Annotated in this window: 24 protein-coding genes, 4 tRNA genes and 1 pseudogene; 15 read left to right on the top strand and 14 right to left on the bottom strand. The window is 56.1% G+C overall.

The window, feature by feature from the left end; all coding sequences use genetic code 11:
• Positions 1-75: 75 nt before the first annotated feature.
• Positions 76-879 (top strand): annotated as a pseudogene (gene queG / locus ACOTXT_RS15995) (tRNA epoxyqueuosine(34) reductase QueG); the annotation flags it as partial.
• A gap of 270 nt (positions 880-1,149) precedes the next feature.
• On the opposite strand, the gene ACOTXT_RS16000 reads toward queG, so the two are convergent.
• The 5 genes from ACOTXT_RS16000 to orn all read right to left on the bottom strand — a co-directional run bounded on the left by ACOTXT_RS16000 (position 1,150) and on the right by orn (position 2,303).
• Positions 1,150-1,225: transfer RNA gene (locus ACOTXT_RS16000), tRNA-Gly, on the bottom strand.
• Positions 1,226-1,261: 36 nt separating this feature from the next.
• Positions 1,262-1,337 (bottom strand) — tRNA-Gly (locus ACOTXT_RS16005).
• A gap of 36 nt (positions 1,338-1,373) precedes the next feature.
• A tRNA-Gly gene (locus ACOTXT_RS16010) sits at positions 1,374-1,449 on the bottom strand.
• A gap of 36 nt (positions 1,450-1,485) precedes the next feature.
• Positions 1,486-1,561 (bottom strand) — tRNA-Gly (locus tag ACOTXT_RS16015).
• A 196-nt stretch (positions 1,562-1,757) separates the two neighbouring features.
• Positions 1,758-2,303: an oligoribonuclease gene (orn, locus tag ACOTXT_RS16020; RefSeq protein WP_008502926.1), complete on the bottom strand. Its 546-nt coding sequence runs from the start codon at positions 2,301-2,303 to the stop codon at positions 1,758-1,760.
• Positions 2,304-2,410: 107 nt separating this feature from the next.
• On the opposite strand from orn, the gene rsgA reads away from it, so the two are divergent.
• The 3 genes from rsgA to mscM all read left to right on the top strand — a co-directional run bounded on the left by rsgA (position 2,411) and on the right by mscM (position 7,872).
• On the top strand, positions 2,411-3,463 hold the full coding sequence (gene rsgA / locus ACOTXT_RS16025) for a small ribosomal subunit biogenesis GTPase RsgA (RefSeq protein WP_008502927.1): 1,053 nt from the start codon (positions 2,411-2,413) through the stop codon (positions 3,461-3,463).
• Between the two features lie 97 nt (positions 3,464-3,560).
• Positions 3,561-4,529, top strand: coding sequence for an archaetidylserine decarboxylase (asd, locus tag ACOTXT_RS16030; protein WP_025911888.1), 969 nt, complete (start codon positions 3,561-3,563; stop codon positions 4,527-4,529).
• Between the two features lie 19 nt (positions 4,530-4,548).
• A complete protein-coding gene (gene mscM, locus ACOTXT_RS16035; protein ID WP_063930110.1) occupies positions 4,549-7,872 on the top strand; it encodes a miniconductance mechanosensitive channel MscM in 3,324 nt (1,107 codons plus the stop codon).
• A gap of 37 nt (positions 7,873-7,909) precedes the next feature.
• Here the strand turns inward: mscM and yjeM are convergent, their stop codons facing one another.
• Positions 7,910-9,409 (bottom strand): glutamate/gamma-aminobutyrate family transporter YjeM, encoded by a 1,500-nt coding sequence (yjeM, locus tag ACOTXT_RS16040; protein ID WP_055321265.1) that lies wholly within the window; start codon positions 9,407-9,409, stop codon positions 7,910-7,912.
• Positions 9,410-9,587: 178 nt separating this feature from the next.
• Entirely contained in the window at positions 9,588-10,565 is a 978-nt protein-coding gene (gene epmA, locus ACOTXT_RS16045) for an elongation factor P--(R)-beta-lysine ligase (RefSeq protein WP_008502931.1), read from the bottom strand.
• A 310-nt stretch (positions 10,566-10,875) separates the two neighbouring features.
• Between epmA and frdA the strand changes: the two genes are divergently transcribed.
• The 4 genes from frdA to frdD are packed head-to-tail and all read left to right on the top strand — an operon-like array spanning position 10,876 to position 14,169.
• Complete coding sequence (frdA, locus tag ACOTXT_RS16050; RefSeq protein WP_045354583.1) at positions 10,876-12,666, top strand: fumarate reductase (quinol) flavoprotein subunit; 1,791 nt, start codon at positions 10,876-10,878, stop codon at positions 12,664-12,666.
• Positions 12,659-13,393 carry a succinate dehydrogenase/fumarate reductase iron-sulfur subunit gene (locus ACOTXT_RS16055; protein WP_421625350.1) on the top strand — a complete coding sequence of 245 codons (735 nt, stop codon included), beginning with the start codon at positions 12,659-12,661 and terminating at the stop codon, positions 13,391-13,393. The genes frdA and ACOTXT_RS16055 overlap by 8 nt, the downstream gene beginning before the upstream one ends.
• A 10-nt stretch (positions 13,394-13,403) precedes the next feature.
• Positions 13,404-13,799, top strand: a complete 396-nt coding sequence (gene frdC, locus ACOTXT_RS16060; RefSeq protein ID WP_008502933.1) for a fumarate reductase subunit FrdC — start codon at positions 13,404-13,406, stop codon at positions 13,797-13,799.
• Positions 13,800-13,809: 10 nt separating this feature from the next.
• Entirely contained in the window at positions 13,810-14,169 is a 360-nt protein-coding gene (frdD, locus tag ACOTXT_RS16065; protein ID WP_008502934.1) for a fumarate reductase subunit FrdD, read from the top strand.
• A gap of 29 nt (positions 14,170-14,198) precedes the next feature.
• Here the strand turns inward: frdD and ampR are convergent, their stop codons facing one another.
• Positions 14,199-15,074 carry a LysR family transcriptional regulator AmpR gene (gene ampR / locus ACOTXT_RS16070; RefSeq protein ID WP_023345297.1) on the bottom strand — a complete coding sequence of 292 codons (876 nt, stop codon included), beginning with the start codon at positions 15,072-15,074 and terminating at the stop codon, positions 14,199-14,201.
• A 132-nt stretch (positions 15,075-15,206) separates the two neighbouring features.
• Here ampR and ACOTXT_RS16075 point away from each other — a divergent pair, with 132 nt between their 5' ends.
• Both ACOTXT_RS16075 and ACOTXT_RS16080 read left to right on the top strand, forming a co-directional pair.
• On the top strand, positions 15,207-16,352 hold the full coding sequence (locus tag ACOTXT_RS16075) for a cephalosporin-hydrolyzing class C beta-lactamase MIR-5 (protein WP_055321263.1): 1,146 nt from the start codon (positions 15,207-15,209) through the stop codon (positions 16,350-16,352).
• 130 nt (positions 16,353-16,482) lie between these two features.
• Positions 16,483-17,013 carry a lipocalin family protein gene (locus tag ACOTXT_RS16080; protein ID WP_021240724.1) on the top strand — a complete coding sequence of 177 codons (531 nt, stop codon included), beginning with the start codon at positions 16,483-16,485 and terminating at the stop codon, positions 17,011-17,013.
• Here the strand turns inward: ACOTXT_RS16080 and sugE are convergent.
• Positions 17,010-17,327 (bottom strand): quaternary ammonium compound efflux SMR transporter SugE, encoded by a 318-nt coding sequence (sugE, locus tag ACOTXT_RS16085; RefSeq protein ID WP_008502938.1) that lies wholly within the window; start codon positions 17,325-17,327, stop codon positions 17,010-17,012. The genes ACOTXT_RS16080 and sugE overlap by 4 nt on opposite strands.
• A gap of 261 nt (positions 17,328-17,588) precedes the next feature.
• Here sugE and ACOTXT_RS16090 point away from each other — a divergent pair, with 261 nt between their 5' ends.
• Positions 17,589-18,188 carry a helix-turn-helix transcriptional regulator gene (locus ACOTXT_RS16090; protein WP_021240725.1) on the top strand — a complete coding sequence of 200 codons (600 nt, stop codon included), beginning with the start codon at positions 17,589-17,591 and terminating at the stop codon, positions 18,186-18,188.
• A gap of 37 nt (positions 18,189-18,225) precedes the next feature.
• Here the strand turns inward: ACOTXT_RS16090 and ecnB are convergent, their stop codons facing one another.
• From ecnB to efp, 3 genes are all read right to left on the bottom strand, one after another.
• Positions 18,226-18,372 (bottom strand): lipoprotein toxin entericidin B, encoded by a 147-nt coding sequence (ecnB, locus tag ACOTXT_RS16095; protein ID WP_003025482.1) that lies wholly within the window; start codon positions 18,370-18,372, stop codon positions 18,226-18,228.
• A 108-nt stretch (positions 18,373-18,480) separates the two neighbouring features.
• Positions 18,481-18,612, bottom strand: a complete 132-nt coding sequence (locus ACOTXT_RS16100; protein WP_024907352.1) for an entericidin A/B family lipoprotein — start codon at positions 18,610-18,612, stop codon at positions 18,481-18,483.
• Positions 18,613-18,670: 58 nt separating this feature from the next.
• Positions 18,671-19,237 (bottom strand): elongation factor P, encoded by a 567-nt coding sequence (gene efp / locus ACOTXT_RS16105; RefSeq protein ID WP_008502940.1) that lies wholly within the window; start codon positions 19,235-19,237, stop codon positions 18,671-18,673.
• Positions 19,238-19,277: 40 nt separating this feature from the next.
• Between efp and epmB the strand changes: the two genes are divergently transcribed.
• Positions 19,278-20,306, top strand: a complete 1,029-nt coding sequence (gene epmB / locus ACOTXT_RS16110) for an EF-P beta-lysylation protein EpmB (RefSeq protein ID WP_008502941.1) — start codon at positions 19,278-19,280, stop codon at positions 20,304-20,306.
• A gap of 65 nt (positions 20,307-20,371) precedes the next feature.
• Here the strand turns inward: epmB and ACOTXT_RS16115 are convergent, their stop codons facing one another.
• Positions 20,372-20,725 carry a DUF4156 domain-containing protein gene (locus tag ACOTXT_RS16115; protein ID WP_008502942.1) on the bottom strand — a complete coding sequence of 118 codons (354 nt, stop codon included), beginning with the start codon at positions 20,723-20,725 and terminating at the stop codon, positions 20,372-20,374.
• A 234-nt stretch (positions 20,726-20,959) separates the two neighbouring features.
• Between ACOTXT_RS16115 and ACOTXT_RS16120 the strand changes: the two genes are divergently transcribed.
• Genes ACOTXT_RS16120 through iadA form a run of 3 tightly spaced genes read left to right on the top strand, consistent with a single transcriptional unit; the run spans position 20,960 to position 23,241 of the window.
• On the top strand, positions 20,960-21,625 hold the full coding sequence (locus ACOTXT_RS16120) for a nucleoside recognition domain-containing protein (protein ID WP_025911870.1): 666 nt from the start codon (positions 20,960-20,962) through the stop codon (positions 21,623-21,625).
• Complete coding sequence (locus tag ACOTXT_RS16125; protein ID WP_055322283.1) at positions 21,606-22,067, top strand: YjiG family protein; 462 nt, start codon at positions 21,606-21,608, stop codon at positions 22,065-22,067. The genes ACOTXT_RS16120 and ACOTXT_RS16125 overlap by 20 nt, the downstream gene beginning before the upstream one ends.
• Before the next feature lie 10 nt (positions 22,068-22,077).
• Positions 22,078-23,241, top strand: coding sequence for a beta-aspartyl-peptidase (iadA, locus tag ACOTXT_RS16130; protein ID WP_055322282.1), 1,164 nt, complete (start codon positions 22,078-22,080; stop codon positions 23,239-23,241).
• A gap of 65 nt (positions 23,242-23,306) precedes the next feature.
• Here iadA and groL read toward each other — a convergent pair whose 3' ends face one another.
• The gene (gene groL / locus ACOTXT_RS16135; protein WP_008502946.1) at positions 23,307-24,950 is read right to left on the bottom strand and encodes a chaperonin GroEL; all 1,644 of its coding nucleotides are present in this window, start codon (positions 24,948-24,950) and stop codon (positions 23,307-23,309) included.
• Positions 24,951-24,952 lie beyond the last annotated feature (2 nt).

Below are 24,952 nucleotides of genomic sequence, written 5' to 3' on the forward strand. Positions count from 1 at the left end.
TGAAAATTGGAAAATTGAGCCACAGGACGTCGATAAAGGACGGTTTGGGGCGTCATATCGGGAGCTGCGGACCACTTAATCGCAACTTCCTTAAAAAAACTCGGGGAAACTATTCAGCAGCACTGTGTTTCGCTGAATTTTAGACCCTTTGTTGATTCCGCGCCTATTCTTGAGCGTCCGATCGCCGAAAAAGCCGGGCTTGGCTGGACAGGTAAGCACTCACTTATTCTTAGCCGCGACGCCGGATCGTTCTTCTTCCTCGGTGAACTGCTGATTGATTTACCGCTGCCGGTAGACGGCCCGGTAGAGGAAGGCTGTGGCCGCTGCGTGGCCTGTATGACCATCTGCCCCACCGGCGCCATCGTCGAGCCTTACACCGTTGATGCGCGCCGCTGTATCTCCTACCTCACGATCGAACTGGAAGGCGCCATTCCGGAGGAGTTCCGACCGCTTATCGGCAACCGCATCTACGGCTGCGACGATTGCCAGCTCATCTGCCCGTGGAACCGCTATTCACAGCTCACCGACGAAGAGGATTTCAGCCCGCGCAAGGCGCTCCATGCCCCGCCGCTCGCTGAACTGTTCGCCTGGACCGAAGCCTGGTTCCTGAAAGTGACGGAGGGTTCGGCCATTCGCCGTATCGGCCATCTGCGCTGGCTGCGAAATGTGGCCGTCGCGCTGGGAAATGCCCCGTGGGATGAAGCGAATATTCGGGCGCTTGAAAGCCGTAGAGGTGAGCACCCACTTCTTGATGAACACATAGAATGGGCGATTGCGCAGCAAATTGAGAAACGTAATGCCTGTGTGGTCGAGGTGCAGCTACCGAAGAAACAGCGTCTGGTGAGGGTGATTGAAAAAGGGCTTCCGCGGGATGCCTGAACTATTCACAGCCTGTGAATAAAATTACAAACTCAAGCGTCATCGGGGCTGGAGAAGAGATCAAGTGATCTCAATAACATTTTGAAATCAAATTTTATGAAGTAAATACAGTATCTTATGAAGATATTATTCACCCTGCTAAGTTTTAACCCTGTTTCGGTTAAGCGCAGTTTCTGTGGATAACTCTGTTCACAAGAGTATTTCAGAGAAAACAGAAAACGTCCCCAGCGATTCTTTTCGCTGTGGATATTTTAGAGATGAAGAAGAATTTGGAGCGGGAAACGAGACTCGAACTCGCGACCCCGACCTTGGCAAGGTCGTGCTCTACCAACTGAGCTATTCCCGCTTGGGTGGTCCGTGCTGTGGAAGCACTTTCAAATTTTGGAGCGGGAAACGAGACTCGAACTCGCGACCCCGACCTTGGCAAGGTCGTGCTCTACCAACTGAGCTATTCCCGCTTGGGTGGTCCGTGCTGTGGAAGCACTTTCAAATTTTGGAGCGGGAAACGAGACTCGAACTCGCGACCCCGACCTTGGCAAGGTCGTGCTCTACCAACTGAGCTATTCCCGCTTGGGCAGTCTGTGCTGTGAAAGCACTTTCAAATTTTGGAGCGGGAAACGAGACTCGAACTCGCGACCCCGACCTTGGCAAGGTCGTGCTCTACCAACTGAGCTATTCCCGCAAATCTGCACTGCTTTTGTTGCTGTCGTAACGTGTAATTCTCTGTCGTTACGGGAGGCGCATTATACGAGAAATCCTTTTAGCTGCAACCCCCCTTAAAGCGATTTTTTCGAAATTCAGTTCAAATGCTTATTTAATCGGCAAGCTGCACAATTTAACGACAAAAACCCGGCCACGCAAGGCGCCGGATCGCAAAATCACAGCTTAATAAAGTTTTCGCGGTAGTAAGAAAGCTCCGCCACGGACTCTCGGATATCGTCCATCGCCTGATGCGTCCCCTGCTTTTTAAAGCCGTCGAGAATTTCAGGCTTCCAGCGACGCGCCAGCTCTTTCAGCGTGCTGACATCCAGATAGCGGTAGTGGAAGTAAGACTCCAGCTCCGGCATGTACTTAAACAGGAAACGACGATCCTGGCCGATGCTATTCCCACAAATAGGTGATTTGCCCGCCGGAACCCACTGTTTCAGGAACTCAAGCGTCGCCAGCTCCGCCTCACGGTCACCCATGGTGCTCGCCTTCACGCGCTCCACCAGGCCACTGCCGGTGTGGGTACGCACGTTCCACTCGTCCATCAACGCCAGCTGGTCATCAGACTGATGCACCGCAATCGTAGGCCCTTCCGCCAGGATATTCAGGTTGGCGTCCGTCACCAGGGTCGCAATTTCAATAATGCGATCGCGCTCGGGATCCAGCCCGGTCATTTCGAGATCGATCCAAATCAGGTTGTTTTCATCCGCGCTCATGTTATTTTCCACCCTTCTCGCATAACCGGCAGTAGCAGGTTAACTAGTATTAATTAGAGTGTATCATAGAGGTTTTGCCCCCTACGGGCGACCAGGAGCCAGTGCGATTGAGTAAAAATAAACTCTCCAAAGGGCAGCAGCGCCGCGTGAATGCCAATCACCAGCGCCGTCTTAAAACCACTGCGGAGAAGGTCGATTACGACGACAACCTGTTTGGCGACCCAACGGAAGGCGTAGTCATCAGCCGTTTCGGTATGCACGCTGACGTGGAATCCGCCGATGGTGCGATTCACCGCTGCAACATCCGCCGGACCATTCGTTCTCTGGTGACCGGCGACCGCGTCGTCTGGCGACCGGGTAAAGAGGCGGCGGAAGGCGTAACGGTAAAAGGTATTGTTGAAGCGGTCCATGAGCGCACGTCCGTGTTAACCCGTCCCGATTTCTACGACGGGGTCAAACCGATTGCCGCCAACATTAACCAGATTGTTATCGTATCGGCGATTTTGCCCGAACTGTCGCTCAATATTATCGACCGATACCTCGTCGCCTGCGAAACGCTGCAGGTTGAACCGATCATCGTGCTGAACAAAATCGATCTGCTGGACGACGACGGAATGGCCTTCGTCAATGAGCAGATGGATATCTATCGCAAAATTGGCTATCGCGTCCTGATGGTCTCCAGCTACACCAAAGATGGCCTGAAACCGCTTGAAGAGGCACTGACCGACCGCATCAGCATCTTTGCGGGCCAGTCCGGCGTGGGTAAATCGAGCCTGCTGAACAACCTGCTTGGCCTTCAGCAAGAGATCCTCACCAACGATGTGTCTGACGTCTCGGGCCTGGGCCAGCACACCACCACCGCGTCACGCCTGTATCACTTCCCACATGGCGGCGACGTGATCGACTCCCCGGGCGTGCGAGAGTTCGGTTTATGGCACCTTGAGCCGGAACAAATCTTTAACGGATTTGTCGAATTCCATGATTATTTAGGCGCTTGCAAGTACCGCGACTGTAAACACGATAACGATCCAGGCTGCGCTATCCGAGAAGCGGTTGAGAAAGGCGAAATCGCGGAGACCCGCTTCGAGAATTATCACCGCATTCTTGAGAGCATGGATCAGGTAAAAACGCGTAAAAACTTTTCTGATTCTGATAACTGACAACTAAGCTAAGCATCGCTAAAATCGTCCCCTTTTTTCAGGTTCCGGTGGCTTACCGCCGGATCAGGAACGACAAAACAATGGCCTGGAGGCTACCTTGTTAAACGCATTTAAACTTTCGCTTCAATACATTCTGCCAAAACTGTGGCTCACTCGCCTGGCGGGCTGGGGCGCGAGCAAACGCGCAGGCTGGCTGACCAAACTGGTCATCGACCTTTTCGTAAAATATTACAAGGTCGACATGAAAGAGGCGCAGAAGCCGGACACCGCCAGCTACCGCACCTTCAACGAATTCTTCGTGCGCCCGCTGCGTGACGACGTGCGCCCGGTGAACACCGACCCTAACGTCCTGGTGATGCCGGCAGACGGCGTGATCAGCCAGTTGGGTAACATCGAAGACGACAAAATTCTGCAGGCGAAGGGCCATAACTACAGCCTGGAAGCGCTGCTGGCGGGTAACTACCTGATGGCGGATCTGTTCCGCAACGGTACCTTTGCCACCACCTATCTGTCACCGCGCGACTACCACCGCGTGCACATGCCGTGTAACGGCATCCTGCGTGAAATGATTTACGTCCCGGGCGATCTGTTCTCCGTGAACCACCTGACCGCGCAGAACGTACCAAACCTGTTTGCCCGTAACGAGCGCGTCATCTGCCTGTTCGATACTGAATTTGGCCCTATGGCCCAGATTCTGGTCGGTGCGACCATCGTCGGCAGCATCGAAACCGTCTGGGCAGGCACCATCACCCCGCCGCGCGAAGGCGTGATCAAACGCTGGACCTGGCCTGCCGGTGAAGCGGAAGGTTCCGTGGCCCTGCTCAAAGGTCAGGAGATGGGCCGCTTTAAGCTGGGCTCCACCGTGATCAACCTGTTTGCGCCGGGCAAAGTGAAGCTGGCTGAACAGCTTGAAAGCCTGTCGGTGACAAAGCTGGGCCAGCCGCTGGCGGTCTCTACCGAAACCTTCGTGACGCCGGATGCAGAGCCTGCTCCGCTGTCACAGGAAGAGATTCACGCCGAGCACGACGCCAGCCCGCTGGTTGACGACAAAAAAGACGAAGGCTAACAACAGAAGGATCGCTGACGTGCGCCCGATTATCGTTCTACTGATGGCCTGGTGCCTCAGCATGGGGGCGTACGCAGCGACAGCCCCCGACGCCAAACAGATAACCCAGGAACTGGAGCAGGCAAAAGCGGCCAAACCCGCTCAGCCAGAGACCGTCGAGTCGCTCCAGTCAGCACTGAACGCGCTTGAGGAGCGGAAAGGCTCGCTTGAGCGCGCTCAGCAGTATCAGCAGGTTATCGACAACTTCCCCAAACTCTCGCAGACGCTGCGCGCGCAGCTCAATAACTTGCGCGACGAACCGCGCGATGTGCCGGCAGGGATGACCTCCGACGCGCTGAACCAGGAGATCCTGCAGGTCAGCAGCCAGCTTCTGGAAAAGAGCCGCCTTGCTCAGCAGGAGCAGGAGCGAGCGCGCGAAATTGCCGACTCCCTCAGCCAGCTTCCGCAGCAGCAAACCGACGCCCGCCGCCAGCTTAATGAAGTTGAGCGCCGCGTGGGGACACAAAACGGCAACACGCCACAGGCGCAGGCCCAAAATCTGGGCCTGCAGGCAGAATCAGCTCGCCTGAAGGCCCTTGTCGATGAGCTCGAGCTGGCGCAGCTTTCCGCCAATAACCGCCAGGAGCTGTCGCGGATGCGCTCAGAACTCGCTCAAAAGCAGAGCGAGCAGCTGGACGCCTATCTTCAGGCCTTGCGCAACCAGCTCAATAGCCAGCGCCAGCGTGAAGCGGAGCGCGCGCTGGAAAGTACCGAGCTGCTGGCAGAAAATAGCGATAACCTGCCTGCCGGCATCGTCGAGCAGTTTAAGGTCAACCGTGAGCTTTCGGCCGCGCTGAATCAACAGGCGCAGCGTATGGATCTGGTGGCCTCGCAGCAGCGTCAGGCCACTAATCAAACCCTTCAGGTTCGCCAGGCGCTCAACACCCTGCGCGAACAGTCCCAGTGGCTCGGATCGTCAAACCTGCTGGGCGAAGCGCTACGCGCCCAGGTCGCGCGCCTGCCGGAGATGCCAAAGCCGCAGCAGCTGGATACCGAAATGGCCCAGCTACGTGTTCAGCGACTGCATTTTGAAGATCTTCTCAATAAGCAGCCGCAAATCCGCCAGATCCGTCAGGCTGACGGACAGCCTCTGACCGGCGAGCAAAGCCGCATTCTGGAAGCCCAGCTGCGTACCCAGCGTGAACTGCTGAACTCTTTGCTCCAGGGCGGGGATACGCTGATTCTTGAGCTGACCAAGCTAAAAGTGTCCAACAGCCAGCTGGAAGATGCGTTGAAAGAGGTGAACGAGGCGACGCACCGTTATCTCTTCTGGACGTCCGACGTGCGTCCGATGACCTTCTCGTGGCCAATTGAGATTGTCCAGGATCTGCGCCGTCTGATTTCGCTGGATACCTTCAGCCAGCTGGGACAGGCCAGCGTGATGATGCTCACCAGCAAAGAGACCATTTTCCCGCTGCTGGGGGCGTTAATTCTGGTGGGCTTCAGCATTTACTCGCGCAGACATTTCACCCGCTTCCTCGAGCGTTCCAGCTCCCGGGTGGGGAAGGTTACCCAGGATCACTTCTGGCTGACGTTGCGCACCGTATTCTGGTCGATTCTCGTCGCCTCCCCGCTGCCGGTGCTGTGGATGACGCTGGGCTATGGCCTGCGGGAAGCCTGGCCCTATCCGCTCGCGGTAGCAATTGGCGATGGCGTCACCGCCACGGTGCCGCTGCTGTGGGTGGTGATGATTTGCGCCACCTTTGCGCGACCCAATGGCCTGTTCATCGCCCACTTTGGCTGGCCGCGTAATCGCGTGGCGCGCGCCATGCGTTACTATCTGATGAGCATCGGGCTGATTGTGCCGCTGATTATGGCGCTGATCATGTTCGATAATCTCAACGACCGGGAGTTTTCAGGCTCGTTGGGCCGCCTCTGCTTTATGCTGATATGCGGAGCGCTGGCTATCGTCACGCTCAGCCTGAAACGCGCGGGTATTCCGCTCTATCTGGATAAAACCGGCAGCGGCGACAATATGTTCAACCGGCTGCTCTGGAACCTGCTGCTCAGCGCACCGTTGATTGCGATGCTGGCAGCCGCGGTGGGTTACCTGGCGACGTCGCAGGCGCTGTTGGCACGTCTCGAAACCTCGGTGGCCATCTGGTTCCTGCTGCTGGTGGTGTATCACGTGATCCGCCGCTGGATGCTGATCCAGCGCCGCCGTCTGGCGTTTGACCGTGCCAAGCATCGCCGGGCGGAGATCCTCGCCCAGCGCGCGCGGGGTGAGGAAGAGCCAAACCACGTTAACAGTACGGAAGGTACGACGGAGGCGGATGAGGTCGAACTGGATCTGGATGCCATCAGTACCCAGTCCCTGCGTCTGGTTCGCTCCATCCTGATGCTGATTGCCCTCCTGTCGGTCATCTTCCTGTGGTCGGAGATCCACTCGGCATTTGGCTTCCTGGAGAACATCTCGCTGTGGGACGTGACCTCTACGGTGCAGGGCGTTGAAAGCCTGGAGCCGATCACCTTAGGGGCGGTGCTGATTGCCATTCTGGTGCTGATCATCACCACCCAACTGGTGCGCAACTTCCCGGCACTGCTGGAGCTGGCGCTGCTGCAGCATCTGGATTTAACGCCGGGTACGGGCTATGCGATCACGACCATTACCAAGTATCTGATCATGCTGTTTGGCAGTCTGGTTGGCTTCTCGATGATCGGCATTGAGTGGTCGAAGCTCCAGTGGCTCGTCGCAGCGCTCGGCGTTGGATTAGGTTTTGGTTTACAGGAGATCTTCGCCAACTTCATCTCGGGCCTGATCATTCTGTTCGAGAAACCGATCCGTATTGGCGATACCGTCACGATCCGCGATCTGACCGGCAGCATCACGAAGATCAACACCCGAGCGACGACGATCAGCGACTGGGATCGGAAAGAGATCATCGTGCCAAACAAGGCGTTTATTACCGAGCAGTTCATCAACTGGTCGCTCTCAGACTCCGTTACCCGTGTGGTGCTGACGGTACCGGCACCGTCGGACGCGAACAGCGAAGAGGTCACCCAGATCCTCTACACTGCCGCGGAGCGCTGCTCGCTGGTCATCGACAACCCGGCGCCGGAAGTCTTCCTTGTGGATTTACAGCAGGGGATTCAGATTTTCGAGCTGCGTATCTACGCCGCCGAAATGGGCCACCGTATGCCGCTGCGCCATGAGATCCACCAGCTGATTCTGGCGGGCTTCCGCGAGCACGGTATTGATATGCCGTTCCCACCGTTCCAGATGCGTCTGGAAAGCCTGGACGGGCGTAAAACGGGAAGAACGCTGACGTCAGCGGCGCGTACGCGCCCGGCGGGCAGCTTATAACGCGTCTCCCCTCCCTTTCGGGAGGGGAATATTCCCGCTACGCCACTTCTGCGATGTACGCCGTCGCGCGTCGACGGTAATTCTCATAAATTCCCATCGCTAACAGCGAGAAGAAGATTGGGCCGCCCACCATCCACGGCGCGCTGCTCCAGTCGTTCGCCTCAATCACCGGCTGAATGATGGTGAAAATATTGGCAAACGCCACCACCAGCAGCACCACCGTGGTGGCCAACAGCGTTGCCGCGCGGGTTTTGAAGATCACAAACGGACGCTCAAGATCCTGCTTTGCCTTAAAGAACGGGAACGCCAGGGTCAGGAACAGGTACGGCAGGGTCATCGACACGTTCGCCATCAGGGTCAGCTTGTTATAGAACGCCGATGCGGTATCACCGCCAAATGAGACCAGCAGAATAAACACGCACACCAGCAGACACTGCATCCACATGGCGTTGGCAGGCATGCCTGCGGTATTGAGCTGGGTCATGCGTCCCGGCCACAGCGCTTTTGGCGTACCCTGGATGATCGCTTTCAGCGGCGAGTAGATCAGCGTGAAGAATGCGCCGGTATAGGCAAGGAACATCGACAGGCCGGTAATGCGCGCAAACCAGATCCCCATGGTGGCCGATGCTTCCGGCGTCAGGTGCATGGCGTTACCCAGCGTCATCCCCAGGCTTTTCATCAGCACGTAGGTAATGTTGCCGAGGTTGGTGGTGTTGTTACTCAATACCTGCTGCCAGTTGGTGCTGACGCCCCAGAGGAAAATCGCCAGTGAATAGCCGATGGAAATCACGATAGCGGCAAAAATAATCCCTTTGGCAAAGTTCTTTTCCGGGTTCTCGGTCTTGTCGACCAGCCCGCCCACCGCTTCAATACCGCCGTAGGCGAAGATGGCAAACACCACGAAGGAGAGCATGGCCAGCCCGGACTGGTAACCTGGATTAGGCGAGGAAACGAAGTTCACCTCCTGCGCAAAATGACCACCGTTCAGGCACAGAATGGCAATACTCACCAACAGCAGCACCAGGTTCAGGCACATCACGGAAATACCGCCAACGGCAGTGATACGGGCAATTTTGTTGATGCCTTTTGACGCCACCAGCGTGACCACCACCATCCAGCATACCGCCAGAATCCCGACGACCTGCGTGGAGCTCAGCCCGGCTAACGACCAGACCTGCGTTTTATCGGCACCGAAAAGAAACGTGGAGAATGGCACCCAGACTTTGGCCGCCGTGCTGACCATCCAGACGACATAAGAGGAGAACCACATAAACGTACCGATAAAGGCATAACGCGGGCCGACGCTGTTGTTCATCCAGGAGTAGATCCCGCCCTCTTCTTTCCGGTAAGCCGAGCCCATCTCCGCCATCATCAGCGCAAACGGGATAAAGAAGAACAGAGCCGAAACGATATAAAACGGCGTCGCGCTGTAACCCATCAGATAGAACGCTGACGGGCTGTTGGCAAAACCAAAGACTGAGGTAAATATCATCAGGATGAGCCCGGTGAGGGTCATCTTTTTGAGTGACTGGGACATAGAACCATCCGAAAAGGAATTAAACTGCGCGGATGGTAGCAGATGACCAGACTAATATTGTGGCTATAAGGGGCAAATTAAGAAAAAGACCCGTATATTGATAATATGACAGTTTTTAATGTGGCAGGGCCAAATGACCGAGTAGGCCGGGTAAGCGACAGCGCCACCCGGCAATTCTTTAAGCGCGATCGACCGTAAAGGCAATCACATCGCCAAGCTGCTCTGCGCCCAGGGCCAGCATGACCAGACGGTCAACACCCAGCGCCACGCCGGAGCAATCCGGCAGACCTGCTTTTAATGCTTCAAGCAGATTAACATCAATAGGCTGCTGCGGCAGGCCGCGCGCGGCGCGCTTGCGGTTATCCTGCTCGAAACGCTGCGCCTGCTCGCGGGCGTCCGTCAATTCGTGGAAGCCGTTCGCCAGCTCAATACCTTTGTAATAGACCTCAAAACGCTCTGCCACACGGTGGTCTTCGGTACTGATCTGCGCCAGTGACGCCTGGCTTGCCGGGAAGTGATAGACAAACGTCGGACGGTCTTTGCCAATCTGCGGTTCCACGCCGAAGGTGAACAGCAGCTGCAGCAGCGTGTCGCGGTCCTCTTCGGTATCTGCCACGTTGCTCAGATCCAGTTTTGCCGCCACTTCGCGCAGCAGGGTTTTGTCCGCCGACAGCGGATCGATTTCCAGATGGCGCTGGAAGGCCTGCTGATAAGAGAGCGTTTCCGCTTCTGAGCAATCCAGAACCTGCTGAAGCAGATCGTCCACCTCATTCATCAGGCGGTACATATCATAATGCGGGCGATACCACTCCAGCATGGTGAATTCCGGGTTGTGGTGACGACCCATCTCTTCGTTGCGGAAGCTACGGCACAGCTGATAGACCGGACCACATCCCGCCGCCAGCAGGCGTTTCATGTGGTATTCCGGGCTGGTCATCAGATACAAATTCATGCCCTGAGAGTGGCCGGGGCCAACAAAACGGGTTTCAAACGGGACCAGATGAATATCCGTTACCGTTGCCTGACTCATGCACGGGGTTTCCACCTCCAGGACGCCGCGGTCGGCAAAGAAACGGCGGATCTCCGTCATAATTGCAGCGCGTTTTAACAGATTAGGGATGGATGCGCTCGGCTCCCAGGTGGCCGTTTCGCTCATGAGTTGTTCTCCGATTTCAGACAAGGGCACGAAGTCTACTCGTTAGCAGGGACAGAGACAAATTTTGCGCAGTAAAAAAGCTCATTTCATTTAGGTGAACAATTGCGTGATGCAATTCATCAATCTCAATGATAAATCGCCGGACAGAACAGCAAAAAAATCGAACACGTCAAATTTCCCTGACATCTACACGGTTATACTGTTTTACCCATAAAGGAGCAGTGGAAACGCTTTCGCAATCGTCCTTTTGGACGGGTGAACTACCTTTAGTTTGTCGCGTTGCGAAATAACAAAAATCTGGAGGAATGTCGTGCAAACTTTTCAGGCCGATCTTGCCGTAATAGGCGCTGGCGGGGCTGGATTACGTGCTGCGATTGCTGCAGCGCAAGCTAATCCCAACGCTAAAATCGCATTGATTTCAAAAGTCTATCCAATGCGCAGCCACACGGTGGCCGCAGAAGGAGGATCCGCCGCCGTTGCGCAGGATCATGACAGCTTTGAATACCATTTCCACGACACGGTTGCAGGGGGCGACTGGCTTTGCGAACAGGATGTCGTTGACTACTTTGTGCACCATTGTCCAACGGAGATGACCCAGCTTGAACAGTGGGGATGTCCGTGGAGTCGTCGCCCGGACGGCAGCGTCAACGTTCGTCGCTTCGGCGGCATGAAGATCGAACGTACCTGGTTCGCCGCCGATAAGACCGGCTTCCACATGCTGCACACCCTGTTCCAGACCTCCCTTCAGTTCCCACAAATCCAGCGCTTTGATGAGCATTTCGTTCTCGACATTCTGGTGGATGATGGGCACGCGCGCGGCCTGGTGGCGATGAACATGATGGAAGGCACGCTCGTCCAGATCCGCGCCAGTGCGGTGGTGATGGCGACGGGCGGTGCGGGCCGCGTTTATCGTTATAACACCAACGGCGGCATCGTTACCGGCGACGGTATGGGTATGGCGCTCAGCCACGGCGTGCCGCTGCGCGATATGGAGTTCGTGCAGTATCACCCAACCGGTCTGCCGGGCTCCGGCATTCTGATGACGGAAGGCTGCCGCGGTGAAGGCGGTATTCTGGTCAACAAAAACGGCTACCGCTACCTGCAGGATTACGGCATGGGCCCGGAAACCCCGCTCGGCGAGCCGAAGAACAAGTACATGGAACTCGGCCCGCGCGACAAAGTCTCTCAGGCCTTCTGGCACGAGTGGCGCAAAGGCAACACCATCTCCACACCGCGTGGCGACGTGGTTCACCTCGACCTGCGTCACCTGGGCGAGAAAAAGCTGCTGGAACGTCTGCCGTTCATCTGCGAGCTGGCGAAAGCCTACGTCGGCGTCGATCCGGTGAAAGAGCCGATTCCGGTCCGCCCAACGGCGCACTACACCATGGGCGGGATCGAAACCGACCAGCAGTGCGAAACCCGTATTAAGGGTCTGTTCGCCGTCGGTGAATGTTCCTCCGTGGGCCTGCACGGTGCCAACCGCCTCGGCTCAAACTCGCTGGCCGAGCTGGTGGTCTTTGGCCGCATGGCGGGCGAGCGCGCGATGGAACGAGCGGCAACCGCAGGCGAAGCTAACGGTGCCGCGCTGGATGCGCAGGTCGCAGACGTTGAAAAACGCCTGAAAGATCTGGTGAACCAGGAAGGTAACGAGAACTGGTCTAAGATCCGCGACGAGATGGGCCTGTCGATGGAAGAAGGTTGCGGTATCTACCGTACCCCTGAGCTGATGCAAAAAACCGTCGATAAGCTGGCGGAACTGCAGGAGCGCTTCAAGCGCGTGCGCATCACCGACACCTCCAGCGTCTTCAACACCGACCTGCTCTACACCATCGAGCTGGGCCACGGCCTGAACGTGGCGGAATGTATGGCGCACTCTGCGCTGGCGCGTAAAGAGTCGCGTGGGGCGCACCAGCGTCTTGATGAAGGCTGTACCGAACGTGACGACGTCAACTTCCTGAAACACACTCTCGCCTGGCGCGATGCGGATGGCACCACACGCCTGGACTACAGCGACGTGAAAATCACCACGCTGCCGCCGGCTAAACGCGTGTACGGTGCAGAAGCAGAAGCCGCCGAGAAGAAGGAGAAGGCGAATGGCTGAGATGCAAAAACTGAAAGTTGAAGTGGTGCGCTACAACCCGGAAGTGGATGCCGCACCGCACAGCGCTTTCTATGAAGTTCCTTACGACGAGCAAACCTCCCTGCTGGACGCGCTCGGGTATATCAAAGACAACCTGGCGCCAGACCTGAGCTACCGCTGGTCCTGCCGCATGGCGATCTGCGGCTCCTGCGGCATGATGGTCAACAAGGTGCCGAAGCTGGCCTGTAAGACCTTCCTGCGTGACTACACCAAAGGCATCAAGGTCGAAGCCCTGGGCAACTTCCCTATCGATCGCGATCTGGTGGTCGATATGACCCACTTTATCGAAAGCCTGGAAGCCATTAAGCCTTACATTATTGGCAACCCGCGCACGCCGGATCAGGGGCCAAACAACCAGACTCCAGCTCAGATGGCGAAATACCATCAGTTCTCAGGCTGCATCAACTGCGGTCTTTGCTACGCCGCCTGTCCGCAATTTGGCCTGAACCCCGAGTTCATCGGCCCGGCCGCCATTACCCTGGCGCACCGCTATAACGAAGACAGCCGCGACCACGGTAAAAAAGAACGTATGGCGCAGCTTAACAGCCAGAACGGCGTCTGGACCTGTACCTTTGTGGGTTATTGCTCCGAAGTCTGTCCGAAGCACGTCGACCCGGCCGCCGCCATTCAGCAGGGTAAAGTGGAAAGCTCGAAAGACTTTCTTATCGCTACCCTGAAACCACGCTAAGGAGTGCATGATGACGACTAAACGCAAAGCCTATGTGCGGCCTGTGCCGTCCACCTGGTGGAAAAACCTGCCGTTTTATCGCTTCTACATGCTGCGTGAAGGCACAGCGGTACCGGCGGTCTGGTTCAGCCTTGAGCTGATGTACGGCGTTTTTGCCCTCAAGCATGGCCCGGAAACCTGGGCCAGCTTTGTCGGTTTCCTGCAAAACCCGATCATTGTCATTCTGAACCTGATCGTGCTTGCAGCCGCGCTGCTGCATACCAAAACCTGGTTTGAACTGGCGCCAAAAGCGGCGAACATCATCGTAAAAGGCGAGAAAATGGGGCCAGAGCCGGTGATTAAGGGGCTCTGGGCGGTGACGATTCTGGTCACTGTGGTCATTCTGTTTGTCGCACTGTTCTGGTAAGGAGACTACTGTGATCAATCCAAATCCAAAACGTTCTGACGAGCCGGTCTTCTGGGGCCTCTTTGGCGCAGGCGGCATGTGGAGTGCCATCATTGCCCCCGTCATCATTCTGCTGGTGGGCATTATGCTGCCGCTGGGGCTGTTCCCGGGCGATGCGCTGAGCTACGAACGCGTACTGGCGTTCGCGAGCAGCTTTATCGGCCGCGTGTTCATCTTCCTGATGATCGTCCTGCCGCTGTGGTGTGGCCTGCACCGTATTCACCATGCGATGCATGACCTGAAAATCCATGTACCGAGCGGGAAATGGGTATTCTACGGTCTGGCGACCATCCTGACCGTGGTCACGCTGATTGCCGTGATCACTATCTGACGCCTCTGGCCCGCCATCCGGCGGGCCTTTTATTTCTGCATCTTCCCCACCAGCCATTGAGCAAACTCGCGCATTGCGGGCGTTTCTGCGCGTGACTGCAGCCTCGTGAGCCAGTAGCTGCCAAGGTCAATCTGCGTCGCAAAGGGTTGTACAATGCGCTCACTGTTCAGCAGATGGGTGAACATATCGACAGGGGCAATCGCGATGCCCGTACCTGCCTGCGCGGCTTCCAGCATGGTCACGGACGAATCAAATACCATTACCCGGTGCGTCGGTGAAGGCGGGTTTTCTCCCGCGGCCTGCATCCAGGCGGTCCACTCGTCGCGCCGGTAAGAACGCAGCAGGGTAAACTTCAGGATATCGGCAGGGGTGTGCAACGCGGCTGCAATGTCAGGCGTGCAAAGCGGTGCCAGCGGCGCAGAACAGAGAAATGTCGCTTCCGTGCCGTGCCACGCCCCTCCGCCATAGCGAATGGCGTAATCAAGCCCCTCGGCTGCCGGATCGACGCGATTGTTGTGCGTCGACAGCTGAAGATCGATATGCGGATAGCAGCGACGAAAGTCCGCGAGCTGCGAGAATAACACCCCGGTAGCAAAGGTACCCACCACGCCAATTTTCAGCTTCTCCTGGGCGCGCTGGCTGGCAAAGCGATCCAGCATTCCGGCAATTCGGTCGAACGAGTCATTCAGTACCGGCAGCAAATTCTCGCCTTCCGTGGTCAGCATCAGCCCACGCGAAACGCGGACGAACAGCTGGCAATTAAGGTGCTGCTCCAGCGCCTTTACGTGCTGGCTAATCGCGGAATGGGTGACATTCAGCTCGATAGCGGCATGCGTAAAACTGAGGTGCCTTGCGGCCGCTTCGAAGGCGCGAAGCGAATTAAGCGGAAGATAGCTGCGGGTCATGGTCCCATCCGTTAGAAAAATTAACAGCTAATGCTAAATTTAACCGTTTGTCAGCCACAGTCAAATCCAACAGACTACAGCGGTCTGACGGGCCCGGACACTCCCTTGAACTGCTATTACGGAAGATAACCGATGATGACAAAATCCCTAAGCTGTGCCCTGCTGCTCAGCGTCGCCAGTTCTGCATTCGCCGCACCGATGTCCGAAAAACAGCTGGCTGAGGTGGTGGAACGTACCGTTACGCCGCTGATGAACGCGCAGGCCATTCCGGGTATGGCGGTGGCGGTAATTTATCAGGGTCAGCCACACTACTTTACCTTCGGTAAAGCCGATGTTGCGGCGAACAAACCCGTCACCCCGCAAACCCTGTTTGAGCTGGGCTCTATAAGTAAAACCTTCACCGGCGTACTGGGCGGCGATGCCATTGCCCGGGGTGAAATAGCGCTGGGCGATCCGGTAGCAAAATACTGGCCTGAGCTCACGGGCAAGCAGTGGCAGGGCATTCGCATGCTGGATCTGGCAACCTATACCGCAGGCGGTCTGCCGTTACAGGTGCCGGATGAGGTCACGGATACCGCCTCTCTGCTGCGCTTTTATCAAAACTGGCAGCCGCAGTGGAAGCCGGGCACCACGCGTCTTTACGCTAACGCCAGCATCGGTCTTTTTGGTGCGCTGGCGGTTAAACCTTCCGGCATGAGCTATGAGCAGGCCATGACGACGCGGGTCTTTAAACCCCTCAAGCTGGACCATACCTGGATTAACGTCCCGAAAGCGGAAGAGGCGCATTACGCCTGGGGATACCGTGAGGGTAAAGCGGTCCACGTTTCGCCAGGGATGCTGGACGCGGAAGCCTATGGCGTAAAAACTAACGTGAAGGATATGGCGAGCTGGCTGATAGCCAACATGAAGCCGGATTCTCTTCAGGCTCCCTCACTCAAGCAAGGCATTGCTCTGGCGCAGTCTCGCTACTGGCGCGTGGGGGCTATGTATCAGGGGTTAGGCTGGGAGATGCTCAACTGGCCGGTCGATGCCAAAACCGTCGTCGGAGGCAGTGATAACAAGGTGGCGCTGGCACCATTGCCCGTGGCAGAAGTGAATCCACCCGCGCCGCCGGTCAAGGCCTCCTGGGTCCATAAAACAGGCTCGACGGGCGGGTTTGGCAGCTACGTGGCATTTATTCCTGAAAAGCAGCTCGGCATTGTGATGCTGGCGAATAAAAGCTATCCGAACCCGGCACGCGTTGAGGCGGCATACCGTATCCTCGACGCGCTGCAGTAAAACATTGCCGGGTGGCGGCTTCGCCTTACCCGGCCTACAAAACCACAGTGTGCGGCGAAATTCGCCGCACAATCTTCCGCATTTTTCCTGCTGTCATCTACACTTAACAAAAAACAGTAAGGAAACTCCTATGCGCATTCTGCCTGTTATCGCCGCGGTGACAGCCGCGTTTTTAGTGGTTGCCTGCAGTTCCCCTACCCCGCCTCCTGGCGTCACCGTCGTCACGCCTTTTGATGCACAACGCTTCCTTGGAACATGGTATGAAATCGCGCGCCTCGACCATCGGTTTGAGCAGGGTTTAGAGAAGGTCACGGCGAATTACAGTCCGATGGATGATGGCGGTATTCAGGTGATCAACCGGGGCTATAATCCCGATCGGGAGATGTGGCAGCAGTCGGTGGGAAAAGCGTACTTCACTGGCGACCCGCGACGGGCCGCGCTTAAGGTCTCTTTCTTTGGTCCGTTTTATGGCGGTTATAACGTGATAGCGCTCGACAAAGCGTATCGCCATGCGCTGGTCTGTGGGCCGGATCGCGACTACCTGTGGATACTCTCCCGCACGCCAACTATTTCACCCGAAATGAAGCAGCAGATGCTGGACGTCGCGACCCGGCAAGGGTTTGATGTATCAAAACTTATCTGGGTAAAACAGCCCCATTAGTGGGTGCTGAGCTTAAGCCCAACGATCCCGGCCACAATCAGAGCGAGGCTGGCGATACGCGCCAGACTCGCTGACTCGCCGAGTAGCAAAATGCCGGTGATGGCGGCCCCCACCGCGCCAATACCCGTCCAGACGGCATAAGCCGTTCCCACAGGCAAAGAGCGCATCGCCCAGGATAGCAGAACAATACTGACTATCATGGCGGTAACGGTAATGACGCTGGGCGTCAGGCGGGTAAATCCGTGGGTGTACTTGAGACCAATCGCCCATACCACTTCGAGCAGGCCAGCAATAAAAAGAATAATCCAGGACATGTCAGGCTCCTTAACTTAATGCAAGTTGGGGCCGTCCCCGGTGAAAGAAACGCTTACGGGTCGTCCCGTAAGGCAGAGATTACGCCACCTATTGTGGTTAGCGTGCTATTTTTTTTCAATCCTTTTTTGCTGAACACGTTAAGGCAAGAAATAGCCGCAGTATGGCGCGGAGTTCCGGCTTTTAGCACTCATCCGACTTCTCTATGATGATGTGCTTTCTGATGGCAGGAAGCCAAACCACTAGCCGACTGCGAATAAAATATGTTCAAAATTCTTTTGATTGACCGTTGTCACTTCACCCGCGCGGGGTTTGAAGCATGGCTCAATCATTCCGGTTTGTTCCCGGGACACTACGTAGTGACCGGGCTGAATAATCTGTTTCTTGCCAGAGAACACATTCTGCAATGGAAACCGACGCTGGTTATCGCTGACCTGTACGGCTTCAGGCAGGATATTCACCATTTTCAGCAGCTCTCTTCCCTGCTTAACGCCAGTGAACGATTACCGTTTATTTTGCTGCAGTCGGGAGAGGATAGCGGCATGACCGACTGGCTTGGGAAGTTTCCGGTCTGGTCGTCGCTGTTGAAAAACGCCAGTCTCGAAGAGGTGGCAACGGTTATCAACGACGCGTTAATTTCGCGCGCCAGCGCTGACAGGCCAACGGCGGCAGCCCCTTTGCTGACCCGGCAGGAAGAGAAGGTGTTGACGTTATGGATGGACGGCGCGAGCAATCAAAAAATTGCCGCTCACCTGAGCATCAACGGAAAAACGGTTTATACCTATAAACGCAATATCCGCATGAAATTACATATGGATACGCGTTTTTCTCCGTTCTTGTCCCTGCAGGAATCAGAAAGCTGACGGTACGAAACCCGGCTGGTCCCGTACCGTTTATTCATTACTGCTGAGCTTTTGTTGCCGCACCAGAGATTGCGCTACCACCTTCAGAAATATCCTGACCGACGCCACGCGTGGTATTACAGGCCGTTAACACTGAAGAAAGTACCAGGACTGAAAAGATCGCTGCAATTGTCTTCTTAACCATAATATCTTCCTTTTATAGCCAAAGTTGTTTTGTGTATAGCAACTTAAGAATAGACAAAATCCCGCCGGTTGACGGAAGAGGAAGCATTTTTAGGAAAATTAGACGAACTTAGCTGGCGGCGTGAGAAATGATATGACCCAGATCCTGGATATCTTGTCCCATTCCACGCGTGGTGTTACAGCCAGAAAGCAATGCACTGGAGAGCGCTAACAGAAGCAGAATTTTAACGGTACGTTTCATCATCCCTGCCTGCAAAAAATCGGGCGCAGCGGGCGCTGCGCCTTCAATCATACGTAAATTACTTCACGCGGGATACGTATTCGCCGGAGCGGGTATCCACTTTGATCACTTCGCCAGTCTGTACGAACAGTGGCACTTTCACCACTGCGCCGGTAGACAGTTTGGCTGGCTTACCGCCGGTACCTGCGGTATCACCCTTCAGACCTGGATCGGTTTCAACGATTTCCAGTTCTACGAAGTTTGGTGGGGTCACTGCGATAGGCTGGCCGTTCCACAGGGTCACGATGCACTCAGCCTGATCCAGCAGCCATTTAGCGCTGTCACCTACCGCTTTCTCATCAGCAGACAGCTGTTCGAAAGTGGAGTTGTTCATGAAATGCCAGAACTCGCCATCGTTGTACAGATAGGTCAGGTTCATATCAACAACATCAGCGCCTTCAGCAGAGTCAGTAGACTTGAAGGTTTTCTCAACACGGGTACCGGTCAGCAGACGGCGCAGCTTAACGCGTGCGAATGCCTGGCCTTTACCTGGTTTAACGAATTCGCTGGCTTCAACCGCGTACGGTTCGCCGTCCATCATGATTTTAAGACCAGCACGAAAATCGTTGCTATAGTACGTTGCCATAAGGCCCTCTAAATTTGTTAACTGGTAGCTAAGCCACAAAATGGCGCATATTGTAACCCTAAACACCCCGTCCAGAGAAGATTGGTTATCGCAACTTGCCGATGTAATCACCAGTCCTGATGAATTGCTGCGTCTTTTAGACCTCGATCAGCACCCAGAGTTGCTTGCAGGCCGCGAGGCAAAGCGCCTTTTCGCCCTGCGCGTTCCCCGTGCGTTTGTGGCGCGGATGGAGAAAGGCAACCCCGACGATCCGCTATTAAAACAAACGCTTACTTCGCAGGATGAATTCATTACTGCGCCGGGATACAGCACCGATCCGCTGGAAGAGCAGAACAGCGTGGTGCCGGGTTTACTGCACAAGTATCTCAACCGCGCCCTGCTGCTGGTAAAAGGCGGCTGTGCGGTAAATTGTCGTTATTGCTTCCGTCGGCACTTCCCCTATGCCGAAAACCAGGGCAATAAACGCAACTGGCAGGTCGCGCTGGACTATATCGCCGCCCATCCGGAGCTGGATGAGATTATTTTTTCCGGCGGTGACCCGTTGATGGCGAAAGATCATGAGCTGGACTGGCTGCTGACTCAGCTTGAAGCCATCCCGCACATTAAGCGCCTGCGCATTCATAGCCGCTTACCGATTGTCATTCCGGCACGTATCACCGACGGCCTTGTGGCACGCCTGGAGCAATCTCGCCTGCAGGTGCTGCTGGTGAATCATATTAATCACGCGAACGAAATTGACGATGCGTTTCGCGCGGCGATGGCGCGACTCCGTAAAGCGGGCGTGACGCTGCTGAACCAGAGCGTGCTGCTGCGCGGCGTGAATGACAGCGCCCGCGTGCTGGCCGATCTGAGCAATGCCCTGTTTGATGCGGGCGTGATGCCGTATTACCTGCACGTGCTGGATCGCGTTCAGGGCGCGGCGCATTTCATGGTGACGGATGAAGAAGCCCGGCAGATTATGCGCGAACTGTTAACGCTGGTTTCAGGCTATATGGTGCCGAAGCTGGCACGCGAGATTGGCGGAGAGCCGAGCAAGACGCCGCTCGATTTGCAGCTGCGGCAGCACTAAAAAGGCAGGTGGCGCTACGCTTACATGCCCTACAGGGCCGGGCGCAGCGCCATTAGCACATTACATCAGTTCGGGCACTTATAGACCTGGCCCGTCATCTGGCTGGCGGTCGGCACGAAGCTGGACAGCATACTCTGCGTTGGGCTACTTACGCCGTAAATCACGTTGCCGCCCATTGCCGCAGCCTGATTACGCAGGGCATTCGCCGCTCCGCGCATAGAACCGCCTTCCTCACCGTGCTGACCCGACATCCAGTTACTTTGTTCACCGGTTGCCGTGCCTAACAGCTGGCATTCACTGCCAGGCTTATCTTCCACAAAGCGAACGCCCTGGCCCGCTGCCGACAGCTCATTGCTGGAGCTACAACCCGCCAGCAGCAGTGCTGCCCCTACAATCCCTGCACAGACTTTTACGCGCATGTTATTCCTCGTTTTCAATAAGCTGGACAGTAATTGTCCGTGTGTAAATCTTATACCTAAAAGATGACTAAAAGAAAAACCCCCGCGCATTTCTGCGAGCCAGATTCCGCGAGGCACTCCTCCGACATCTTAAATGAATTCTGATAATAACCTTTGGGATATCGTGTTTTAGCCCCCGATCGTTTTTAGTGATGCAACGTACAACTTTTGTACGCGACTAAAAAAGGAGGTTTTATGAGTGCATCATCCTCAGGAGAGGAAAAAGTGACATGGGTGGGTTATGTGGCGTTTGTACTTACCATCGTTTTTTTCTCGGGCTTTTTCGCCAAAAGCACCGAATGGTGGCGCGTGCTGGATTTTACCGTCTTAAACGGCAGCTTTGGCCCGGTCAACGGCGCTCTGACGTTTCGCGGAACGGGCGGAACGGGGGCGAAAGACGGTTTCCTCTTTGCCCTTGAGCTGGCTCCCTCGGTTATTTTATCGCTTGGTATCATCGCCGTCACCGAAGGTCTGGGCGGGCTGCGTGCCGCACAGCAGCTTATGACCCCCATTTTACGTCCGCTGCTGGGTGTGCCGGGCGTTTGCTCCCTGGCGCTGATAGCCAACCTGCAAAACACCGATGCGGCGGCAGGGATGACCAAAGAGTTAACCGATGAAGGCGCGATTACGGACCAGGAGCGCGCTATTTTCGCCACCTTTCAGACCAGCGGTAGCGCCATCATTACCAACTATTTTTCTTCCGGTGCCGCGCTCTTCACCGTAATCACCATCCCGGTGATTACGCCGCTGGCCGTTATTCTGGTGTTTAAATTCGTTGGCGCGAACGTCCTGCGCCTGTGGATCGCCCACATGGAAAATCGTCGTCTTCAGGAGGAAGAACATGATCGCCCAGCCGCGTAAAAATATCATGGATATGTTTATTGATGGCGCCCGGCGCGGCTTTACCATCGCCACCACCAGCCTCTTGCCAAACGTCGTTATGGCGTTTGTCATCATTCAGGCGCTCAAGGTCACCGGCCTGCTGGATATTGTCGGCAAGATATGCGAGCCAATTATGGCGCTGTGGGGCCTTCCGGGTGCGGCGGCAACGGTTCTTTTGGCCTCGGTGATGAGTATGGGCGGCGGCGTGGGCGTCTGCGCCAGCCTGGTCGCCACCGGCACGCTCAACGGCCACGATGCCACCATCCTGCTGCCCGCCATCTATCTGATGGGCAATCCGGTGCAAAACACCGGCCGCTGCCTGGGTACCGCCGGCGTAAACCCGAAATATTATCCGCATATTATTACTCTTTGTGTCATTAATGCCCTGCTCTCAATGTGGGTGATGCAGCTACTCTTCTGAGGAGATAAAAATGGATTTTTCAGTGCTGAACCCTCACCTTTTCCGCAACGCACATCTCTACGCCCCGGAGGATAAGGGACGTTGCGATCTGCTGATCGCTGCGGGAAAAATCGTGGCGATCGAAAAAGCGAACCACGGAACAACGAGGCCAGACTGCCCGGAAAGCGATCTGGCTGGGGCGGTGGTTTGCCCGGGGTTTATCGACCAGCATGTGCATTTGATCGGTGGCGGCGGCGAGGCGGGCCCTCACACCCGCACGCCAGAGGTTCGCCTGTCTGCACTCGTTGCCGCAGGCATCACCTCGGTTGTTGGCCTGCTAGGCACCGACGGCGTGACCCGGCATCCTGAATCGCTGCTGGCAAAAACGCGGGCCCTTGAACATGAAGGGATCAGCGCATGGATGCTGACGGGGGCGTACGGGCTGCCTTCGCCGACCATCACCGGCAGTGTCGAAAAAGACGTGGCGCTGATTGATAAAATCATTGGCGTGAAATGCGCGATCTCTGACCATCGTTCTTCCGCGCCAGCCGAGGACCAGCTCGCCAGTATGGCTGCCCAGTCACGCGTAGGCGGGCTGTTGGGTGCCAAAGCGGGTATTTCCGTGTTTCACCTCGGCAACAGCCCAAAGCTGCTGGAGCCGCTATTTAGCATCCTGCATAACGCCGACGTTCCCCGCGTGAAACTGCTGCCAACGCACGTAAACCGCGCCCGGGCACTGTTCGATGCCGCGCTGAGCTATGCCCGCGAAGGCGGCTTTATCGACATCACGACCAGTATCAGTGAACCGATTGACGCCGCCAGCGCCATCGTGATGGCCCGCGAGGCGCAGGTGCCGTTTAACCGGCTTACGCTCAGTTCGGACGGCAACGGCAGTCAGCCGAAATTTGATGAGAGCGGCAATCTGGTGGGTATGGGCGTGGCGGGGTTCGAATCCCTGCTCGAAACGCTGCAGCAGCTGGTCAGCCGACATCAGCTGCCGCTGGAAGAGGCGCTTCTTCCCTTTACGCGAAACGTGGCGGCGTTTCTCGGGCTGGAGCATAAGGGACGGATAGCGCCCGGATGCGACGCGGATTTCCTGGTACTGACGGACGATCTGAAGATTCGCGAGGTCTGGGCCAAAGGCCGCCAGATGGTGCGAGAAGGTGCCGTGTGCGTCAAAGGGACTTTCGAATAGCACATAATAAAAAACCCCGGGCATTTCTGCCCGGGGTTCGTTCTGAGAGGTTCAGAACAACATGATTACATCATGCCGCCCATTCCACCCATGCCGCCCATGCCAGCAGCACCTAAGTCAGGCGCATCGCCTTTAGGCAGGTCGGTCACCATGCACTCGGTGGTGATCATCAGACCAGCAACAGAGGCCGCGTACTGCAGAGCAGAACGGGTCACTTTAGTTGGGTCCAGGATACCGAAGTCGATCATGTTGCCGTATTCTTCAGTTGCCGCGTTGTAACCGTAGTTACCTTCGCCCGCTTTCACCTTGTTCGCCACCACAGATGGCTCTTCACCGGCGTTAGACACGATCTGACGCAGAGGCGCTTCCATTGCGCGCAGCGCAACTTTGATACCCACGTTCTGGTCTTCGTTCTGAGCGGTCAGGCCAGCCAGTTTAGCGGCAACGCGCACCAGCGCAACGCCACCACCCGCAACCACGCCTTCTTCTACCGCAGCACGGGTCGCGTGCAGGGCATCGTCAACGCGCGCTTTTTTCTCTTTCATTTCAACTTCGGTCGCAGCACCGACTTTGATTACCGCAACGCCGCCTGCCAGTTTCGCTACGCGCTCCTGCAGTTTTTCACGGTCGTAATCGGAAGTCGCTTCTTCGATCTGCTTACGGATCTGACCAACGCGGCCCTGAATAGCGGCTTCTTCACCTACGCCATCGATGATGGTGGTGGTGTCTTTGTTGATCACAACGCGTTTCGCCTGGCCCAGGTCTTCCAGGGTCGCTTTTTCCAGCTCCATACCGATCTCTTCAGAGATGACGGTACCGCCGGTCAGGGTAGCGATATCCTGCAGCATCGCTTTACGACGATCGCCGAAGCCAGGTGCTTTAACCGCAGCCACTTTCACGATGCCGCGCATGGTGTTAACCACCAGGGTCGCCAGCGCTTCGCCTTCAACATCTTCAGCGATGATAACCAGCGGTTTGCCTGCTTTCGCAACGGCTTCCAGCACTGGCAGCATTTCGCGGATGTTGGAGATTTTTTTGTCAGCCAGCAGGATGAACGGGCTTTCCAGCTCAACAGCGCCAGTCTCTGGCTTGTTGATGAAGTATGGGGACAGGTAACCGCGGTCGAACTGCATACCTTCAACCACGTCCAGTTCGTCTTCCAGACCGGTACCGTCTTCAACGGTGATTACGCCTTCTTTACCGACTTTGTCCATCGCTTCCGCGATCAGTTTACCTACGGTTTCGTCGGAGTTAGCGGAGATGGTACCAACCTGAGCAATCGCTTTAGAGTCAGAGCACGGTACGGACAGCGCTTTCAGTTCTTCCACAGCGGAGGCGACAGCTTTGTCGATACCACGTTTCAGATCCATTGGGTTCATGCCCGCCGCAACGGCTTTCAGACCTTCGGTGATGATGGCCTGCGCCAGAACGGTCGCGGTGGTGGTACCGTCGCCTGCAGCGTCGTTCGCTTTAGAGGCCACTTCTTTCACCATCTGCGCACCCATGTTTTCGAACTTGTCTTCCAGCTCGATTTCACGTGCTACGGAAACACCGTCTTTGGTGATGGTTGGCGCGCCGAAGGATTTATCCAGCACTACGTTACGGCCTTTCGGGCCCAGGGTCACTTTAACTGCATCTGCCAGTACGTTTACGCCGCGGAGCATTTTTACACGAGCGTCGTTACCGAATTTTACGTCTTTAGCTGCCATGT

It is taken from the genome of Enterobacter cloacae complex sp. IR5422, assembly GCF_049238165.1.
Lineage (GTDB): Bacteria > Pseudomonadota > Gammaproteobacteria > Enterobacterales > Enterobacteriaceae > Enterobacter > Enterobacter roggenkampii.

Bases quoted from the DNA above. Each gene is read 5' to 3' on its own strand.
- orn (WP_008502926.1), bottom strand. From the start codon at position 2,303: ATGAGCGCGGATGAAAACAACCTGATTTGGATCGATCTCGAAATGACC.
- yjeM (WP_055321265.1), bottom strand. From the start codon at position 9,409: ATGTCCCAGTCACTCAAAAAGATGACCCTCACCGGGCTCATCCTGATG.
- epmA (WP_008502931.1), bottom strand. From the start codon at position 10,565: ATGAGCGAAACGGCCACCTGGGAGCCGAGCGCATCCATCCCTAATCTG.
- ACOTXT_RS16055 (WP_421625350.1), top strand. From the start codon at position 12,659: ATGGCTGAGATGCAAAAACTGAAAGTTGAAGTGGTGCGCTACAACCCG.
- frdC (WP_008502933.1), top strand. From the start codon at position 13,404: ATGACGACTAAACGCAAAGCCTATGTGCGGCCTGTGCCGTCCACCTGG.
- ampR (WP_023345297.1), bottom strand. From the start codon at position 15,074: ATGACCCGCAGCTATCTTCCGCTTAATTCGCTTCGCGCCTTCGAAGCG.
- ACOTXT_RS16075 (WP_055321263.1), top strand. From the start codon at position 15,207: ATGATGACAAAATCCCTAAGCTGTGCCCTGCTGCTCAGCGTCGCCAGT.
- ACOTXT_RS16080 (WP_021240724.1), top strand. From the start codon at position 16,483: ATGCGCATTCTGCCTGTTATCGCCGCGGTGACAGCCGCGTTTTTAGTG.
- sugE (WP_008502938.1), bottom strand. From the start codon at position 17,327: ATGTCCTGGATTATTCTTTTTATTGCTGGCCTGCTCGAAGTGGTATGG.
- ACOTXT_RS16090 (WP_021240725.1), top strand. From the start codon at position 17,589: ATGTTCAAAATTCTTTTGATTGACCGTTGTCACTTCACCCGCGCGGGG.
- ecnB (WP_003025482.1), bottom strand. From the start codon at position 18,372: ATGGTTAAGAAGACAATTGCAGCGATCTTTTCAGTCCTGGTACTTTCT.
- ACOTXT_RS16100 (WP_024907352.1), bottom strand. From the start codon at position 18,612: ATGAAACGTACCGTTAAAATTCTGCTTCTGTTAGCGCTCTCCAGTGCA.
- efp (WP_008502940.1), bottom strand. From the start codon at position 19,237: ATGGCAACGTACTATAGCAACGATTTTCGTGCTGGTCTTAAAATCATG.
- epmB (WP_008502941.1), top strand. From the start codon at position 19,278: ATGGCGCATATTGTAACCCTAAACACCCCGTCCAGAGAAGATTGGTTA.
- ACOTXT_RS16115 (WP_008502942.1), bottom strand. From the start codon at position 20,725: ATGCGCGTAAAAGTCTGTGCAGGGATTGTAGGGGCAGCACTGCTGCTG.
- ACOTXT_RS16120 (WP_025911870.1), top strand. From the start codon at position 20,960: ATGAGTGCATCATCCTCAGGAGAGGAAAAAGTGACATGGGTGGGTTAT.
- ACOTXT_RS16125 (WP_055322283.1), top strand. From the start codon at position 21,606: ATGATCGCCCAGCCGCGTAAAAATATCATGGATATGTTTATTGATGGC.
- iadA (WP_055322282.1), top strand. From the start codon at position 22,078: ATGGATTTTTCAGTGCTGAACCCTCACCTTTTCCGCAACGCACATCTC.
- groL (WP_008502946.1), bottom strand. From the start codon at position 24,950: ATGGCAGCTAAAGACGTAAAATTCGGTAACGACGCTCGTGTAAAAATG.